The following is an 18,400-nucleotide window of genomic DNA, read 5'->3' on the forward strand; positions in this document are numbered from 1 at the left end:
CCCTATATTAATTTCTCTGCTACGTATGAAGCAAATACATCTAACGCTACTTCTTCTTGTTCACCTGTTGCCATATCTTTTAAGTTAATGATGCCTTTATCTAGCTCATCTTCTCCTAATACAGCTACAAATTTCGCCTTTAGACGATCTGCTGATTTAAATTGTGCTTTCATTTTACGATCTGAATAATCTTTTTCAACTGACAATCCAGCTTTACGAAGATCGAACGCAACTTTTGCAGCATGGTCTTTCGCTTTTTCGCCAAGCGCCACAACGTAACAATCAATACTATGTTCAAGTGGTAATTCGATGTTTTCAGCTTTTAGCGCCATAATTAAACGTTCAATACTCATTGCAAAACCGATACCTGGCATTTCTGGTCCACCGATTTCTTGTACAAGTCCGTTATAACGGCCACCACCGCTTAATGTAGTGATCGCACCGAAACCTTCTGCCTCACTCATAATTTCAAAAACAGTGTGTTGGTAGTAGTCTAAACCACGCACTAAGTTCGGATCTTTTTCAAACGGAACATCCATCATCGTTAATAGTTCTTGAACTTTGTCGTAGTATATTGCTGAATCTTCGTTTAAGTATTCTGTAATAGATGGTGCTGTTCCCATTAATTCATGGTTACGGTCCTTCTTACAGTCTAAAATTCGAAGTGGGTTCTTTTCTAAGCGAGATTGACAGTCAGAACAGAATTCGCCGATACGTGGCTCAAAGTGTGCGATTAATGCATCACGGTGCGCTTGACGGCTCGCTGCGTCACCTAAACTGTTTAATACAACTTTAATATTTTTTAAGCCCATGCCGCGGTAAAATTCAACAGCAAGTGCAATTACTTCTGCATCAATTGCAGGGTCATTACTGCCGATTGCTTCGATACCGAATTGTACGAATTGACGATAGCGACCTGCTTGTGGTCTTTCATAACGGAACATTTGACCGATATAGTATAATTTCGTTGGTTGTGTTGCATCACCAAACATTTTATTTTCAACGTAAGAACGTACAACAGGTGCAGTACCTTCTGGACGTAATGTTAAGCTGCGCTCTCCACGATCTTGGAATGAGTACATTTCTTTTTGTACGATATCTGTCGTATCACCAACACCGCGTAAAAATAGCTCAGTGTGCTCAAAAATTGGTGTACGAATTTCTTTATAATTGTAACGACGGCAAATTTCGCGTGCTTGCCCTTCGATATACTGCCATAACTCAACAGTGCCTGGAAGAATATCTTGCGTTCCGCGTGGGATTTGAATAGACATATTCAGTTCCTCCTCAAATTGTTTTAATCTTAATAAAAATAAAAAAACTCCCGCCTCTACTGTTTAAACAGTAGGGACGAGAGTATTATACCCGTGGTGCCACCCTAATTGAAGCACGTATGCTTCCACTTTTTTAATAACGCTTAAATGTGCGTTCATCCCTACTAAGCGTATATGCCGTTCAAGTTGAAACCTCTAGAGTGTCATTCAATCAGTCATCATGCAGAAATGTTTTCAGCCTAAGACATTCCTTCTCTTTCCATGTGTATCTCATTTACTCTTCTCTATCAACGGTTATATTCATATGTAAATATAAAATTACTATACGTTTGTTAAGTAGGATTGTCAAGTGCTCTAAGAACGTTCAATCTGCTTCTTTAAACGCTTTACATCTTGAAGAGAAATCCCAAACTCGGAAGCAAGCTCCATTGAAGTATTGTTTTGCTCTTTTGAAATAAAATCATGAAAATTCACGTTAAATAGTTGATTTGCACCATTTGTAACAGAATGCCCTTTTTCATTCATACGCATACGTATATCCCTCACATTCAATATGGATGTTTTACTTTTTATTGTTCCATATTGATGGGAGAGTTATACATAACCGAAACTGCTATTGATTCCAAATAAATGAACAAAACATACAACAATGTATAAAAAAGAGAGGATTATATAACCCTCTCTTTTTTATCAACACTATTTACTTTCTACAATTAAGGTCACCGGACCATCATTGATTAAAGAAACATCCATCATTGCTCCGAACTTCCCTGTTTCCACATGTAATCCTTGTTTACGAACTTCTTCATTAAAGAAATCGTATAAACGCTCTGCATAATCAGGTTTCGCAGCATCCATAAAGTTTGGACGTCTTCCCTTGCGGCAATCTCCGTATAATGTGAATTGCGAAATAGATAGAACTTGTCCTTCTACATCAAGTACAGAATGATTCATCTTTCCACTCTCATCTTCAAAAATACGTAAGTTTGCAATTTTTTCCGCAATGTAAGTTGCATCTTTTTCTGTATCTTCGTGCGTAATGCCAACTAGTAATGTTAAACCGAACGGAATTTGTCCTACGATCTCACCGTCTACTGTGACAGACGCTTTCTTTGATCGTTGTAAAACAACTCTCATCTTTCTACACTCCCTATTAATGCATCATGCGTCGTACTGCATAAATTTCTGGAACGCGTTTAATGCGTTCTACTACTTTTTTCAAGTGTTGTAAGTTACGAATCGAGATTGACATATTAATTGTTGCCATCTTATTACGGTCACTTCTACCAGAAACAGCTGAAATGTATGTTTTCGTCTCTGTAACAGCTTGCAGTACTTCATTTAATAAACCGCGGCGATCGTAACCTGAAATTTCAATATCAACGTTATACTCTATTTCTTTTTCAGGGCTACCTTCCCACTCAACTTCTAATAAACGTTCTATCGCTTCTTCTGTATGAACATTTACACAATCACGGCGGTGAATCGATACACCTCGGCCTTTGGTAATATACCCAACGATATCATCACCCGGAACTGGGTTACAGCATTTCGATAAACGGATTAATAAATTATCAGCACCGCTTACCTTTACACCAGAATCCCATTTTCGAATTTTCATCGGTTTACGAACTTCTTTAACTTCAACAATTTCTTCTTCTTCGCGTTGCTTGCGGAACTTGTCCGTTAGTCGCGTAACAATTTGCGAAGCTGTAATTCCGCTATATCCAACTGCTGCAAACATATCTTCTTCATTTGCAAAGTTAAATTTCTCAGCGACGCGTTTTAAGTTATCAGGCGCTAATACTTCTTTCATCTCATACTCTAGACCACGTACTTCCTTTTCAACAAGTTCACGGCCTTTTTCAATATTTTCGTCTCTACGTTGTTTCTTAAAGAATTGACGAATTTTATTTTTCGCATGAGATGTTTGAGCAAGTTTTACCCAATCTTGACTTGGGCCATATGAATGTTTCGACGTTAAAATTTCAATGATATCGCCTGTTTTTAATTTATAATCCAGCGTCACCATTTTCCCGTTTACTTTTGCACCAATTGTTTTATTCCCAATTTCCGAATGGACACGATACGCGAAATCAATTGGAACCGATCCAAGTGGTAATTCCATTACATCGCCTTTCGGTGTAAAGACGAATACCATGTCAGAGAATAAATCAATTTTTAATGACTCCATAAATTCTTCTGCATTAGAAGTTTCATTTTGCCATTCTAATATTTGACGGAACCACGTGAGTTTCTTCTCTAATGTACCTGTTGTTTCTGCTGTTTTTCCTTCTTTGTATGCCCAGTGTGCCGCGATCCCGAATTCTGCAATTTCGTGCATTTCTTTCGTACGAATTTGCACTTCAAGCGGATCACCTTTCGGTCCAATTACAGTCGTATGAAGAGATTGATATAGATTTGCTTTTGGCATTGCAATATAATCTTTAAAACGACCTGGCATCGGCTTCCAGCACGTATGAATAATTCCAAGCACTGCATAACAATCTTTAATACTATTTACAACGACACGTACAGCTAATAAATCATAAATTTCATTGAACTGTTTATTTTGCAGTGCCATTTTACGATAAATACTGTAAATATGTTTCGGTCTTCCAGAGATCTCAGGTTGAATTGCAACTTCTTTTAATTTCTCACGAATACCAGTCATTACTTCGTCTAAATATTCTTCACGTTCTGCACGTTTACGCTTCATTAAATTTACAATACGATAATATTGTTGTGGATTTAAATAGCGAAGTGACGTATCCTCTAGCTCCCATTTAATAGTACTAATTCCGAGTCTATGTGCTAAAGGTGCAAAGATTTCTAGCGTTTCATTCGCTATGCGACGCTGCTTCTCTTGAGGCAAATGTTTCAATGTACGCATGTTATGAAGACGATCAGCTAGTTTAATTAAAATAACTCGAATATCTTGAGCCATTGCAATAAACATTTTGCGATGGTTTTCTGCTTGTTGTTGTTCGTGAGATTTATATTTGATCTTCCCAAGCTTCGTAACACCATCAACAAGCATAGCAATTTCTTTGTTAAATTCCCGTTCAATATCTTCTAACGTAATCTCTGTATCTTCCACTACATCATGTAAGAAACCTGCTGATACCGTAGCTGGATCCATGTGTAAATCAACTAAAATACCTGCAACTTGAATTGGATGAATAATATACGGTTCACCCGATTTTCTGTATTGTTCGCTATGCGCATCGCGTGCATATTCATAGGCACGTGCTACTAGCTCAATATCTTCATCCACTAAATATTGACTTGCTTTCTCGAGTACCTGTTCAGCTGTTAGTACCTGCTCATTTGCCATCGAATCACCTTTTATTGAAAATTGACTTTATCTTTATTTAATAGAATAAATTATATTCTATCATTATAACCCAATGATTGTGAATTGTGAAAAGGAAAAGATTTTACTGACATTTCACCATGATTTTTTGTTCAATTATACAAAAGTACCCGCTCCTCTCCAAGAGATTCACGGGTACTTTTTATCACCGTAGTTTTACCTATATAGTGATTAGTATTTTTCTAATACTAATACATCGTAACCATCTAACATTTTACGACCATCTAAGTAAGTAAGCTCTACTAAGAATGCAATCCCTGCTACAACTCCGCCAAGTTCTTCAACTAGCTTAATTGTCGCTTCGATAGTTCCACCTGTAGCTAATAGGTCATCTGTAATTAATACGCGTTGACCTGGCTTAATTGCATCTTTATGGATTGTTAAAACATCTTTACCATATTCTTTACCGTAGTCAACTGTAATTACTTCACGTGGTAATTTTCCTAATTTACGAACTGGCGCAAATCCTACTTCTAACGCATAAGAAACTGGGCAACCGATAATGAAACCACGAGCTTCTGGTCCTACTACAACATCGATATCTCTTTCTTTTGCGTATTCAACGATTGCATCTGTTGCTGCTTTGTATGCTTTACCGTCATTCATTAAAGGTGTAATGTCTTTAAACACAATACCTTCTTTCGGATAATCCGGTACAATTGCGATATGTTGCTTGAAATCCATATTTCTGAATCCTCCTCAGATCTAAAAGGTTTGTAAATACAAATCCTTTACCCTAACTGTTCTACTTCTTTATGATTACGAATCGTTTCAAACCATGTATATAGTTGCTGATATGTGCTATAAACCAATTCTTTTTCTAATTGTAAGTGGTTCATTTTCTCACGATATGTGTTCGATTCAATTAAATCACGCTTTTGTTTTTTGTCTGCCATAAAAATGACGCCATCTTTTATTGTAACAAATTCTAACTCAAAAAACACCTGTGTCATGAAATTTACTGTATCTTTTGACCAACCTTTATGACGACATAGTTGTTCTCCATATTGTCTTAAAGAAAATGGTGTTTTTTGGCTTAAGAAAGAATAGTACCATTTAAAGTGTTCTCTCGTCGGAACTGTACTAAATAAGTGGTTATTCTCTTGATAAAATAGCGTATAAATTCGCGCTGGGAATCCTACCTTAAATAGCTCACGTAATTCATCTGTTCCTTTTGGTAAATCAAGTAACACGATATATTGATCATCTAAATGCGTTACTTCTGAAGCATGCATGAGCTTTTCTTTATAGCTCTCTAAAGAAAATTTATTCAATACCTCTTCAGAAAAATACACCATTGTTATTTTTTCTTTCGGAAGTTCTGCTAAATTTGCTTCTGCATTACGCATACTACGCCAATCAAATAATTGCCACGCCTCTACAGCAATATCTTGTACCATTAGTTGTGGCTTCTTAAAGTTATTCCATTCATTAATGGACGCTTCTCCTATTACAGATACTTTTGCAACTGGAGAGATTTCTTTCGCATATGCACCAAAACCAAATCCAATTGTATCCAGTGTTGCTTGTCCATCACGAAGAGCCATTTTTAAATGAGAGCCATCTGATCCGATTGCGCGAATGCTTTCTAACTCTGCATCTTTTACTGCAATACGTGGTTTCGGATTTCCAATACCAAACGGGGCTAGTTTTTGCATATCTTCAATTGCCGCTAACGTTACATCCTCTACTTTGCAAAAAACATCAACTGCTGTAATTGGAATAAAATCTTCGTCTGTTAAAATTGCATCTGCTTGTTCATTTAAGCGGCGACGTAATTCATCTACATCATTCATATGTAGCGTCATTCCCGCTGCCATCGGATGCCCTCCGAAGTGTGGTAATAACTCTCTACAATCTGATAAATTTGCAAACAAATCAAATCCTGCAATACTACGTGCTGAGCCTTTTGCTGTTTCTTTTATAGGATCAATGCTTAATACAATCGTCGGACGATAAAAACGTTCAACTAATTTAGAAGCAACAATTCCAATTACCCCTGGGTTCCAGCCTTCTTTTGCAAGTACTAATACTTTATTTTCTTCTGGTGGGAAGTTATTTTCCACTTCAGCGATAGCCTCTTCTGTAATTTGCTTTACAATATCTTTTCGCAGTTTGTTCAGCTCATCAATTTCTTCAGCTAGCTCTTTCGCTTCCTCTGGATCATCTGATAATAAAAGGTGTACAGCCGGCGCTGCATCTTCTAAACGCCCGACCGCATTAATACGAGGTGCAATTGAGAAACCAATACTCTCTTCGGTAATTTCACTTTGCGAAACGTTAGCAACTTTAAACAATGCCTTCAAACCAATATTTCTCGTCATACGCATATGTTTTAAACCGCGTTTCACTAGCAACCTATTTTCACCATGAAGTGATACTAAATCAGCTACTGTACCGATTACTGCAATCTCTAATAAATGTTCTGGTACACGGCCTAATAGTGCATGCGCAACTTTAAACGCAACACCTACACCAGCTAAATAGTGAAACGGATATACGCCACCTTCTAATTTCGGATGTATAATCGCAAGTGCTTCTGGCAATTCTGGCGGTGGCTCATGGTGATCTGTAATAATTAGATCTATTCCAAGCTCTTTCGCTACATTCGCTTCATGTACTGCTGCGATGCCAGTGTCGACAGTAATAATCAGTGAGAACCCTGCGCTATGCGCCCAACGAAACGCTTCTTCGTTCGGTCCATACCCTTCTGTAAAACGATTTGGAATGTAAAATTCTACTTCTGCACCTAATTCTTGAAGAGCAAGATATAAAACCGTCGTACTACTTACTCCGTCCGCATCGTAATCACCAAATATTAATATTTGCTCTCCATTTTGAATGGCCTTATTTACACGTTCTACCGTTCTATCCATTCCTTCTAATAAAAATGGATCATGAAATTCTTGATTTTCTGTATTTAAAAAATCTAAAATCTTATCTTCTGTATCTAGTCCTCTACCGAGGAATAATGAAACGACAAGTGGCGATAACTGTAATTTACTTGCTAATTCACTCACTCGCTCGTCATTATATTCTTTTTCTTTCCAACGCGTCTTCGGTTGTAACACGAAATCACCCCTTAACCTGTTCATTATACAAGACAGATTAAGGGGTGACAATATAATGCAAACTACGATGCAATATCTATATACTAAAATGTTAATGATGTTTAATTTGGAGAATACGGATTTATATGTACGAATACATTTTGTACATTATCTTGTTTCATAAGTATTTCTTTCACATGTTTTCCAATACGGTGTCCTTCTTCTACGGTAATGTATGGATCTACAGACACTTTAATATCGACAATAACATAATGACCATGCTCCCGTGCATATAAAGAACCAATTTTTTTCACACCATCTACTTGAAGAACGGCCTCTCTAAGCGGAATAACATCCTCCTCATGAAGAACATGGTCAAGCGTTGCATGAATTGCTTCCGCTCCAATGCTCCATGCCATTTTTACAACAAGAAGTGAAACAACTAATCCTGCAATCGGATCAGCATATACGAGCCAGTCTATACCAAGCTTACCACCGATTATAGCTGCACAAATACCGATTAAAGCTGCAATTGAAGAAAATACATCCGAACGGTGCTCATATGCATTTGCAATAATTGCATCACTGTTTACTCTTTTCCCTAATCGGAATTTATATTGAAACATTCCTTCTTTCACGACGATTGAAAGAACAACAGCAAATATCGTAATTCCTTTCGGTGGTTCTAGTTCTTGCGAAAAAGCTTTTATAGACGAAATCGCGATTTCAAGTCCCACAATAAATAATAATACCGCAACAATAATCGCTGAAATCGATTCCGCTTTACCATGACCATATGGATGATCCTCATCAGGTGGCTGCTTTGCCGCTCGCAATCCAAAAAGTACAGCTAGCGAACCAATTACATCTGATGCAGAATGCACCGCATCCGCTAACAGTGCTTTACTGTTCCCAATATAACCAATTACCGCCTTTACAATCGCTAATATAATATTACCAACGATCCCGACAATAGCACCAAACTCAGCCTGTTTAAAACGTTCATCTTTTTCCATCATTAAAATCCCTTCTTTTCTTAACCTATCTTTTTATTTTAACAAAAACAGCGATAATACCACCACTTTCTTCAATCTTCTTTCTGTTAAAAAGTTGCTATCTTATTGTATCCACAAACGAAAAAAGAGATGCCTCATAAAGAGACATCATCTTTTCTATACTTGCGGTTCAGATTCTACTTTCTCAACCTTTTTCTTGTTTTTGCCCTTTTTCAAACGACGGTTTTCAAGCATTAACCAAATTTGAGAAGCAACGAAAACAGAAGAATACGTACCTACAACTAATCCAACTAGTAACGCAAACGAGAAGTTACGTAGTGACTCACTACCGAAGATAAGCAGTGCAATTACTGGAAATAACACTGTTAATACGGTGTTAATCGAACGACCAAGCGTTTGGCGAATACTTGCATTTACGATTTCTTCTAAGTCTTTTATATCGCGAACTCGTTTTTTCTGTTTGTATAATTCACGGTTTCTATCAAATGTAACGATTGAATCATTAATAGAATAACCGATGATTGTTAACACTGCAGCGATAAACGTTAAGTCTACCTCTAATTGGAAAATACTAAATATAACAATCATAACGAACGCATCATGTAATAATGCAAGTACTGCAGATAATGCGTACGTAAATCGGAATCGAATACTTACGTATAAAATGATAACCGCAGAAGCGATTAATACTGCGATAAATGCATTTCGTGCAATTTCTTTCCCGATTGTTGGTGAAACTGTACTTACGTTTGGATCTGTACCATATTTATCGTGGAAGAATGTTTTTGTTTTTGCAATTTCATCTTTTGATAGAACACCTAATGTACGAACTGCGAATCCTTTATTGTCATCTCCAGTCGGTACAATATTTTCTTCCTTCACATCAATGTTCAACTCTTTAAAATCTTTATGAACATCAGACACAGTAACTGCTTGTTTTGATTGCAAGTCGATACGTGTACCACTCGCAAAGTCAATACCAAGATTCAATTTGAAAATTGGCAAGATAATTGCACCTGCAATTACAACTACAATCGAGAAGATAAGGAATTTATGACCGACATTTACGAAGTTAATACGATCAAATTTCGTTGGTGGATGTACTACACCTTTTGTTAATGGAATAATATCCTTTTGCTTCACACCAAAGTATCCTGGTTTTTTATCGAAGTAACGGCTCTTTACTAGTAAACTTAGTAAGAAACGAGTACCGAATACGTTCGTAATGAAACCGACTAAAATACTTACGATTAAACTTGTTGCGAACCCTTTTACGGAACTATTACCGTAAACGAATAACACACCAGCTGCTGCAAGTGTTGTAATGTTCGCATCTAAAATCGTTGCTAATGAACGATGGTTACCAGCACGGAATGCTGACATCATTGACTTACCAATTTTCAGCTCTTCTTTCAGTCTCTCGTACGTAATAATATTCGCATCAACAGCGATACCTACCCCGAGCACTAACGCCGCAATACCCGGCAGCGTAAGAACTGCATGCATCCAGTTAAAGACAAGTAACGTAACGAAAATGTATAAACCTAACATAATAACCGCTACAAGTCCTGGTAAACGGTAGAATACAAGCATAAATAAGAAAATAAGAGCGATACCAATCGCACTAGCGAAAATCGTTTGCTCTAACGCTTGTTGACCAAACTTCGCTCCAACAGATGTTGAATACATTTCTTTTAAATCAACAGGAAGTGCACCTGCATTTAATAAAGATGAAAGTTGTTTCGCACTTTCAACTGTGAAGTTTCCACCTACGATAGATACTTCAGCTTGGTTAAATACTTGGTTTACTGTTGCTGCTGATAAGAACTTCGGATTCGGTTTTGCAGATTCTGCTTTGTACGAATCTTTTCCTTCTTCAAAATCAAGCCAAATTACCATTAAATTCGTTGGTGGTGGCATTTTTGAAATTTTTTCAGTTACTTCACGGAATTTTTCAGCGCTCTTTAGTGTAAGACCTACGCTCGCACGGCCTTGCTCATCAAATGTTTGCTTCGCTCCGCCGCCTTTTAAATCCGTTCCGTCCATAAGAAGATTATCATCTACATCACGGAATGTTAATTTCGCTTGTGTTGATAACATTTCACGTGCTTTTTGCTGATCTTGTACACCAGCAAGCTGTACACGAATTCGATCTTGCCCTTCGATTTGAATGTTCGGCTCACTTACACCGAGAACATTGACACGATTCTCAAGAGCACCTACTGTACTTACAAGTACGTCTCGATCGATTTTGTCACCTTTTTTGGCTGGTTTTACTTCATACAGAATTTCAAAACCACCGCGAAGGTCTAGTCCTAGACTAATTCCTTTTGCTATGTCTTTTCCTGCCGCACCAATTACTCCACCGATTAATAAAACGATGAGGAAAAAGGCGGCAATTCTCGTACCACGCTTTGCCATATGTACCCTCTTTCCGCTACTAACACTTTAAATAAATCTCTTACGATTCACTTTTACACGTGTGCATACGTCTAGTTAGTAGACTTCCTTTCTATAATTTTGCTAGCTCATCACTAGCTGTGCCGGTACGTTTTCACGATACCTGCACTTTCATTATTTGTTTTCTCTCTTCACTACCTCCTTTATATATGATCTTAGACATAATTATTTCCTGATTATCAATACCTATCATTATACTGCAAAAGGAAGAACAAACCAATTGCAGTCGGTTATTTATTTTCATATTCATCAAATGACCAAAGTGGCGCTTGATATGCTTCAACAGTTAAATATGTCATATATTCATTAGCACTTACTGTTAATACGTCATTAACTAATTCATACAATCTAACATCGCTGTCTATCTTCTTCCACTTTTTCACTTTAAGAAACTTCCAAATGTCATCATCTGTCACTCTGTCGTAGCCGAACATTTGAAACTCTTCTACTTTACTTTCTAAAACGACTTGTAACTGTCCGCGGTATGATTCTACCAAAGCCTCTCTATCTAACATCTATAACATCTCCTTCTTATTTCGCACGAAAAGTCGCTTTTATTCCCGCTCTAATGGACAGCAATAACTACTTTCAAGAGCACTATCATACTTCACTCTCTTAAATGCTTGTCATTCTTGTCTCGTACGTGCATATAAATTATTGTAAATCATTCCATTGATTTTGAGAAGGTAGGAGAAGAACATGACGAGACAAAGCTTTTTAAAAGGCGCATTTATTTTAATGATAGCCGGCTTTATTACAAAAATACTCGGCTTTATCAACCGCATAGTAATGGCACGTATTTTGGGAGAAGAAGGCGTTGGTCTTTATATGATGGCCGTTCCTACATTCATTTTAGCAATTACATTGACACAAATTGGTCTTCCTGTCGCAATCGCAAAATTTGTAGCAGAAGCGGAAGCTGTGAACGATAAACAAAGAGTTAAAAAAATATTAACCGTATCACTAGCTGTTACATCCGTTATTAGTATCATTTTAACAATCGGAATTATGTTCCTCACACCTATTTTAGCAAAAACATTATTAACCGACGAAAGAACGTACTATCCATTAATGGCCATTTTGCCCGTTGTTCCTGTTATTGCTGTTTCTTCTGTTTTGCGTGGTTACTTTCAAGGGAAACAAAACATGAAACCTAGCGCTTATGCGCAAGTTCTAGAACAAGTCGTCCGCATTACCATTATCGCTATATGCATTCAATTATTTTTACCTTACGGCATAGAATACGCTGCAGCCGGCGCTATGTTATCAGCTGTTCTCGGTGAAGTTGCATCCTTATTATTTTTACTCACGTTATTTCAGCGAGAAAAACATTTATCAATACGCTCTGGATTTTTCACTACTGTAAAGGAAAGCAAAGGAACATTTTATTCTCTGATGGATATTGCCCTTCCAACTACAGGAAGTCGTTTAATCGGCTCCGTTTCCTATTTTTTTGAACCTATTGTCGTTATGCAAAGCTTAGCAATCGCTGGTGTCGCTGCTTCTATTGCAACCCAGCAATACGGTATATTAAACGGTTATGCATTCCCGCTCCTATCACTACCCGCCTTTATTACATACGCTCTCTCTACAGCGCTCGTTCCTTCTATTAGTGAAGCAATGGCAAAAAGACAACATAAATTAGTAGAGCACCGTTTACAACAAGCACTTCGAATTTCATTAATTACCGGCGGATGGTCTGTCGTTATATTATACGTATTCGCTTCTCCTGTTTTAACTCTTATGTATGGATCAGACAGCGCAACAGCATTCATTCAACTTCTTGCGCCTTGCTTTTTATTTCATTATTTCCAAAGTCCACTTACCTCTGTTTTGCAAGCTTTAAACTTAGCAAGAGCTGCAATGATGAATACATTTATTGGTGCCATCGTGAAATTAATCGTTATTTTTGTACTAGCATCAAGGCCAGAATTTCAAATGATGGGGGTTGCTCTCGCTATTGCTGCAAATATTGTAACAGTAACATTTCTTCACTACGCTACTGTTTTAAAAAAGATTACATTTACCATTTACGCAAAAGACTATATTTTCGGCGGACTTGCCATCGGTATCGCGGGCGCCTTCGGTTTTTATCTTCATAAATATATTATTTTCTCTCATGCCCTTGGCATACAAACATTATGGGAAATCACTTTAACAACAATTGTTTATATCGTACTTCTCTTCACTTTCAAACTCATTCGAAAAGAAGAGTTAAGTCGTCTCCCTATCATTCGTAAACTTTCATTTTTGAAATAAGTTGAAACTTTAATCAGTGGGGTAATCTCCACTGATTATTAGTTAAACTAATCATTCTTACTCTTTCAAAGGATAAATCTCTAATTTTCTTTTACATCAACAAAAAATTTTCCGTTTTGAAAACTACAGTATAAAATTTGTGTTACATCGTTATAACCTAAGTTTTTTAATTTCTCAATAAGCCATTCATCTGTATGTTCAATCATTTGTAAATGACTAGATTGAATTTCTCCATCAATAATAAGAGGAAGCGTAAACTGCAATGTATCTTGTTTATTTTTTTGTTTTTGAAAGACAGATAACTTCCCAGACGGTTCCAAAATAGCATATTCTACATCCCGAATATCTCCAACTCCTTGTTCCCTTAATTGCATCATTAAATCATCTATATTATAACGTTGCTTTCTCATCTTCTTTTCATCAATCTTTCCCGCGTTTACAAGAATAGCCGGCTCACCTTCTATTAAATGCCGAAAGCGTTGATACTTTAGGGAAATGACTGACAAAATAATTTGGATGCACATAAGAAAAGTCATCGGAACTAATTGATGCCAAAGTGATTTATCGGTATTTTCAATTGCCACTACGGCCATTTCTCCAAGCATAATAAATACGACTAAATCTAATACACTTAGTTCTCCTATCTCACGTTTACCCATAAGACGAAAAATAATTAAGATGATGATATATAAAAGCATTGTCCGTCCAATTATTGATATCCATTCCATTTCTACATCTCCTTTTTTACGTATAGACTCCCCTATAAAAAAGAAACTAGTCTAACTTAGACAAAAGAAAAATATGCTTGTATTAAAAAGGGGGAATGTATAAATGGATGGAACGAAAAAATTATCCACTGCAATCGGCTTCGGTATTATTACACTATTAATTCTCGCATCTCTTACTAGCATGATTATGGCTCTTTTATTAAAGTTTACGAATATAAACGAAGGGACATTAGCCGTTACTATTTTTATACTCGCTCTTTTATCTATGCTTATGTCTGGTTTTATTGCTGGTAAAAAAGCTCAAGGGAAAGGATGGCTAGTAGGTCTCACAACAGGTCTCACGTTCACTATACTCGTTTTTCTAGTTAACTATTTAGGCTTTTCTCAAACTTTATCGAACTCACAATTACTTTATCAATTAGCATTAATGGGGGCGAGTACACTCGGTGGTATTTTCGGTGTAAATATGTCAAAGCAAAGTAACTAAAAAAGGCCCTGCATATTTTATGCAGGGCCTTCCAAATTAGTTTTTCACAACTTCACGAATCGCATTGCGATCGAAAGTTAAGTGTGAACCACCAGATTTAATAACAATTTTCGTCTCATCTACTGATTCTATTGTACCGTGTAAACCACCGATTGTTACGATAGCATCACCTTTTGCTAACTCACTTTGCATTTGAGCAACTGCTTTTTGACGTTTTTGTTGCGGGCGAATTAATAAGAAATAGAAAATCGCAAACATCGCAACGATCATAACGATATTCATCATACCTGCATTCATCTTTTGTTCCTCCTTTTAAATTATGTATTAGAAGTTTTTAGCATTCGGTTTATTAAAGCCATACTGTTCAAAGAACTCTTCGCGGAAATCGCCAAGACGGTCTTCACGAATAGCTTGTCTCACCTGCTCCATTAAGTTTAACAGAAAATGAAGGTTGTGATAAGACGTTAAACGAATTCCGAACGTTTCATCACATTTCATTAAGTGACGAATGTACGCACGAGAGTAGTTTTTACATGTGTAGCAATCACAGTTTGGATCAAGCGGACCGAAGTCTCTTGCGAATTTCGCATTTTTTACAACGAGGCGACCTTCACTTGTCATACATGTACCATTTCGAGCGATACGAGTTGGAAGTACGCAGTCAAACATATCAATACCACGAATTGCGCCATCGATTAACGAGTCAGGAGAACCTACCCCCATTAAGTAACGAGGCTTATTATCTGGAAGAAGTGGTGTTGTAAACTCAAGTACACGGTTCATAATATCTTTCGGTTCACCTACAGATAAACCACCTACAGCGTAACCAGGGAAGTCCATTGAAACAAGATCTTTCGCACTTTGACGACGAAGCTCTTCGTACTCTCCCCCCTGTACAATACCGAATAAGCCTTGATCTTGCGGACGTTCATGCGCTTTTAAGCAACGTTCTGCCCAGCGGCTCGTACGCTCTACAGATTTCTTCATATATTCAAAAGTAGCTGGGAATGGTGGACACTCATCAAATGCCATCATAATATCTGAACCTAATGCATTTTGGATTTCCATCGCTTTTTCTGGTGATAAGAATAATTTATCTCCATTTAAGTGATTACGGAAATGAACGCCTTCCTCTTCAATACGACGGAAGTCACTTAAACTGAATACTTGGAAACCACCAGAATCTGTTAAGATTGCACGATCCCAGTTCATAAATTTATGCAAACCGCCTGCTTCACGAATAATTTCATGACCTGGACGTAGCCATAAATGATACGTATTACTTAAAATAATGCCAGAATCCATTGCTTTTAATTCTTCTGGTGACATTGTCTTAACTGTTGCAAGTGTACCAACTGGCATAAATGTTGGTGTATCAAATGAACCGTGCGGCGTATGCACACGACCTAAACGGGCACCCGTTTGTTTACATGTCTTAATAAATTCATAACGAATTGCTGTCATAACTTACTCCTTTTATTTGTTTCTCATTTTAGCGTGAGATGCAACGAACATTGCATCACCGAAGCTAAAGAAACGATATTTTTCTTTTACTGCTTCATTATAAGCATGAAGTACATTATCTCTATTTGCAAATGCACTTACAAGCATAATTAATGTTGATTTCGGTAAATGGAAGTTTGTAATTAAACCATCAATTGCTTTAAATTCATATCCCGGATACATGAAAATATCTGTCCATCCAGAAGCGGCGCAAAGCTTACCTTCATGATTTGTTGCAATTGTTTCTAACGTACGAGTTGATGTCGTACCTACAGTAATAATACGTCCACCATTCTCTTTCACACGATTTAATAATGCCGCTGTCTCTTCAGACATATGATAATATTCTGCGTGCATATGGTGTTCTTCAATCGTGTCTGCAGAAACTGGTCTAAATGTTCCAAGTCCTACGTGAAGTGTAATGAATGCTAACTGAACGCCTTTTAGCTTTAACTTCTCAAGTAACTCTTCTGTAAAGTGAAGTCCCGCAGTCGGCGCTGCTGCTGAACCGATTTCTTTCGCATATACTGTTTGATAGCGATCGCGATCTTCTAGCGTCTCTTTAATATATGGAGGAAGTGGCATTTCCCCAAGTTCATCTAAAATTTCATAGAAGATGCCGTCATATGAAAATTCAAGCTGACGTCCACCTTGATCTGCAGTTCCTGTGCAAGTTGCTTTTAATTTCCCTTCGCCAAAAGAGATAACAGTTCCTTCTTTTACACGTTTCGCTGGCTTTACAAGCGTTTCCCACTTATCACCTTCTTCTTGTTTTAAAAGAAGTACTTCAATGTGCGCGCCTGTATCTTCTTTCACACCGTGCAAACGAGCAGGCATAACTTTCGTTTCATTTAAAACTAAGCAATCCCCCTCATGTAAGTAAGAAAGAATATCCGTAAAATGCTTATGCTCAATATCACCTGTTTCACGGTCTAACACCATTAATCTTGATGTTTCACGCTCTTCTAACGGGACTTGTGCAATAAGTTCTTCTGGTAAATGAAAATCAAACAGATTTATATCCATAGCTATATCCACCTATTTCTTATTTAAATCGATTTATTATATACATAATAAAAGATAATACAATACTTAACACAATACATGTAATGATAGGAAAATAAAAGGTAACGTTTCCTTTTTTTACAAAAATATCGCCTGGAAGCCTTCCAATGAACTTCCAAGCTAATCCAACAACGATGAGTAAGATCCCGGCTGTAATAAGCAGCTTTGGCATCTCCGTCATACTTTTGGTATCTCCATTCCGAAATGTTCATACGCAAGCGGCGTTACAATTCGGCCCCTCGGCGTTCGTTGTAAAAAGCCAATTTGTAATAAATACGGCTCATACACATCTTCAATCGTATGAGATTCTTCTCCAATTGTTGCTGAAACCGTTTCTAATCCAACTGGACCGCCACGGAATTTCTCAATAATACCAAGCAGTAATTTATGATCAATATGATCTAGACCTAATTTATCTACTTGCAGTAGCTCTAATGCCATTTGTGTAATTTCCATCGTAACCGTTCCATTACCACGAACTTGTGCGAAATCACGTACACGTCTTAAAAGACGATTCGCAATACGAGGTGTACCACGAGCACGTCTTGCAATTTCTAATGCAGCTAACGAATCGATTTCAACTTCAAATACTTCTGCTGTACGTTCAACAATCGCAGAAAGCTGATCTACTGTGTAGTACTCTAACCTTGAAAGTACACCAAAGCGGTCACGAAGCGGTGCCGATAATGCTCCAGCACGTGTTGTTGCTCCAACTAATGTAAATGGCGGTAAATCTAGGCGTACAGAACGTGCTGAGGGCCCTTTTCCAATTACAATATCAAGGCAAAAGTCTTCCATCGCAGGATACAATACTTCTTCAATTGATCTATGCAAACGATGAATTTCATCAATAAATAATACATCACCTGGCTGAAGCGCTGTTAATACAGCAGCTAAATCTCCTGGTCTTTCAATTGCGGGACCTGAAGTTGTTCTAACATTAACGCCCATCTCATTGGCAATAATATTCGCAAGCGTCGTTTTACCAAGACCTGGTGGTCCATATAAAAGCACGTGATCTAACGTTTCTTCACGCATTTTCGCCGCTTCAATAAATACTTCTAAATTATGTTTCGCTTTATCTTGGCCAATATACTGACGGAGCGTCTGTGGCCGTAATGAATATTCTAAATCCGCATCTTCATATGCAGATTCCCCTGAAAGGAGACGTTCGTCCATTAT

The 18,400-nt window shown here is 37.4% G+C and carries 17 protein-coding genes and 1 other annotated feature; of the genes, 2 read left to right on the top strand and 15 right to left on the bottom strand.

Annotated elements, in window-relative coordinates:
- Nucleotides 1–2: 2 nt before the first annotated feature.
- The 9 genes from hisS to NST86_RS22375 form a co-directional block, all read right to left on the bottom strand.
- Entirely contained in the window at nt 3–1,274 is a 1,272-nt protein-coding gene (hisS, locus tag NST86_RS22335; protein WP_061664891.1) for a histidine--tRNA ligase, read from the bottom strand.
- A gap of 69 nt (nt 1,275–1,343) precedes the next feature.
- Nucleotides 1,344–1,574, bottom strand: a binding site (T-box leader).
- Nucleotides 1,575–1,628: 54 nt separating this feature from the next.
- Nucleotides 1,629–1,805, bottom strand: a complete 177-nt coding sequence (locus tag NST86_RS22340) for a hypothetical protein (protein ID WP_001242605.1) — start codon at nt 1,803–1,805, stop codon at nt 1,629–1,631.
- 165 nt (nt 1,806–1,970) lie between these two features.
- Nucleotides 1,971–2,411 carry a D-tyrosyl-tRNA(Tyr) deacylase gene (locus NST86_RS22345; RefSeq protein ID WP_001266965.1) on the bottom strand — a complete coding sequence of 147 codons (441 nt, stop codon included), beginning with the start codon at nt 2,409–2,411 and terminating at the stop codon, nt 1,971–1,973.
- Nucleotides 2,412–2,427: 16 nt separating this feature from the next.
- Nucleotides 2,428–4,611 (bottom strand): GTP diphosphokinase, encoded by a 2,184-nt coding sequence (gene relA, locus NST86_RS22350; RefSeq protein WP_001262813.1) that lies wholly within the window; start codon nt 4,609–4,611, stop codon nt 2,428–2,430.
- A gap of 210 nt (nt 4,612–4,821) precedes the next feature.
- Nucleotides 4,822–5,334 (bottom strand): adenine phosphoribosyltransferase, encoded by a 513-nt coding sequence (locus NST86_RS22355; RefSeq protein ID WP_000346215.1) that lies wholly within the window; start codon nt 5,332–5,334, stop codon nt 4,822–4,824.
- Nucleotides 5,335–5,381: 47 nt separating this feature from the next.
- Nucleotides 5,382–7,721 carry a single-stranded-DNA-specific exonuclease RecJ gene (recJ, locus tag NST86_RS22360; RefSeq protein WP_061664892.1) on the bottom strand — a complete coding sequence of 780 codons (2,340 nt, stop codon included), beginning with the start codon at nt 7,719–7,721 and terminating at the stop codon, nt 5,382–5,384.
- A 101-nt stretch (nt 7,722–7,822) separates the two neighbouring features.
- Nucleotides 7,823–8,716: a cation diffusion facilitator family transporter gene (locus NST86_RS22365; protein ID WP_000409743.1), complete on the bottom strand. Its 894-nt coding sequence runs from the start codon at nt 8,714–8,716 to the stop codon at nt 7,823–7,825.
- Between the two features lie 156 nt (nt 8,717–8,872).
- Nucleotides 8,873–11,137: a protein translocase subunit SecDF gene (secDF, locus tag NST86_RS22370; protein WP_001119060.1), complete on the bottom strand. Its 2,265-nt coding sequence runs from the start codon at nt 11,135–11,137 to the stop codon at nt 8,873–8,875.
- A 269-nt stretch (nt 11,138–11,406) separates the two neighbouring features.
- A complete protein-coding gene (locus NST86_RS22375) occupies nt 11,407–11,691 on the bottom strand; it encodes a post-transcriptional regulator (RefSeq protein ID WP_000886978.1) in 285 nt (94 codons plus the stop codon).
- A gap of 184 nt (nt 11,692–11,875) precedes the next feature.
- On the opposite strand from NST86_RS22375, the gene spoVB reads away from it, so the two are divergent.
- On the top strand, nt 11,876–13,435 hold the full coding sequence (spoVB, locus tag NST86_RS22380) for a stage V sporulation protein B (protein ID WP_016118661.1): 1,560 nt from the start codon (nt 11,876–11,878) through the stop codon (nt 13,433–13,435).
- Between the two features lie 80 nt (nt 13,436–13,515).
- On the opposite strand, the gene NST86_RS22385 is transcribed toward spoVB, so the two are convergent.
- Nucleotides 13,516–14,163, bottom strand: coding sequence for a DUF421 domain-containing protein (locus NST86_RS22385; protein WP_000454820.1), 648 nt, complete (start codon nt 14,161–14,163; stop codon nt 13,516–13,518).
- Between the two features lie 103 nt (nt 14,164–14,266).
- On the opposite strand from NST86_RS22385, the gene NST86_RS22390 reads away from it, so the two are divergent.
- Nucleotides 14,267–14,650 carry a TIGR04086 family membrane protein gene (locus NST86_RS22390; protein ID WP_000349141.1) on the top strand — a complete coding sequence of 128 codons (384 nt, stop codon included), beginning with the start codon at nt 14,267–14,269 and terminating at the stop codon, nt 14,648–14,650.
- Nucleotides 14,651–14,686: 36 nt separating this feature from the next.
- Here NST86_RS22390 and yajC read toward each other — a convergent pair whose 3' ends face one another.
- From yajC to ruvB, 5 genes are read right to left on the bottom strand one after another with little or no spacing between them, the layout of a single operon-like run.
- Nucleotides 14,687–14,947 (bottom strand): preprotein translocase subunit YajC, encoded by a 261-nt coding sequence (gene yajC / locus NST86_RS22395; RefSeq protein ID WP_000991115.1) that lies wholly within the window; start codon nt 14,945–14,947, stop codon nt 14,687–14,689.
- Between the two features lie 27 nt (nt 14,948–14,974).
- Nucleotides 14,975–16,114: a tRNA guanosine(34) transglycosylase Tgt gene (tgt, locus tag NST86_RS22400; protein WP_000125365.1), complete on the bottom strand. Its 1,140-nt coding sequence runs from the start codon at nt 16,112–16,114 to the stop codon at nt 14,975–14,977.
- 12 nt (nt 16,115–16,126) lie between these two features.
- Nucleotides 16,127–17,179 carry a tRNA preQ1(34) S-adenosylmethionine ribosyltransferase-isomerase QueA gene (gene queA, locus NST86_RS22405; RefSeq protein WP_340934314.1) on the bottom strand — a complete coding sequence of 351 codons (1,053 nt, stop codon included), beginning with the start codon at nt 17,177–17,179 and terminating at the stop codon, nt 16,127–16,129.
- Nucleotides 17,180–17,198: 19 nt separating this feature from the next.
- A complete protein-coding gene (locus tag NST86_RS22410; protein WP_000138162.1) occupies nt 17,199–17,399 on the bottom strand; it encodes a DUF2905 domain-containing protein in 201 nt (66 codons plus the stop codon).
- The gene (ruvB, locus tag NST86_RS22415) at nt 17,396–18,397 is read right to left on the bottom strand and encodes a Holliday junction branch migration DNA helicase RuvB (RefSeq protein WP_000344449.1); all 1,002 of its coding nucleotides are present in this window, start codon (nt 18,395–18,397) and stop codon (nt 17,396–17,398) included. The genes NST86_RS22410 and ruvB overlap by 4 nt, the downstream gene beginning before the upstream one ends.
- Nucleotides 18,398–18,400: the final 3 nt, after the last annotated feature.

The organism is Bacillus sp. FSL L8-0199, from assembly GCF_038005705.1.
GTDB classification, from domain to species: domain Bacteria; phylum Bacillota; class Bacilli; order Bacillales; family Bacillaceae_G; genus Bacillus_A; species Bacillus_A cereus.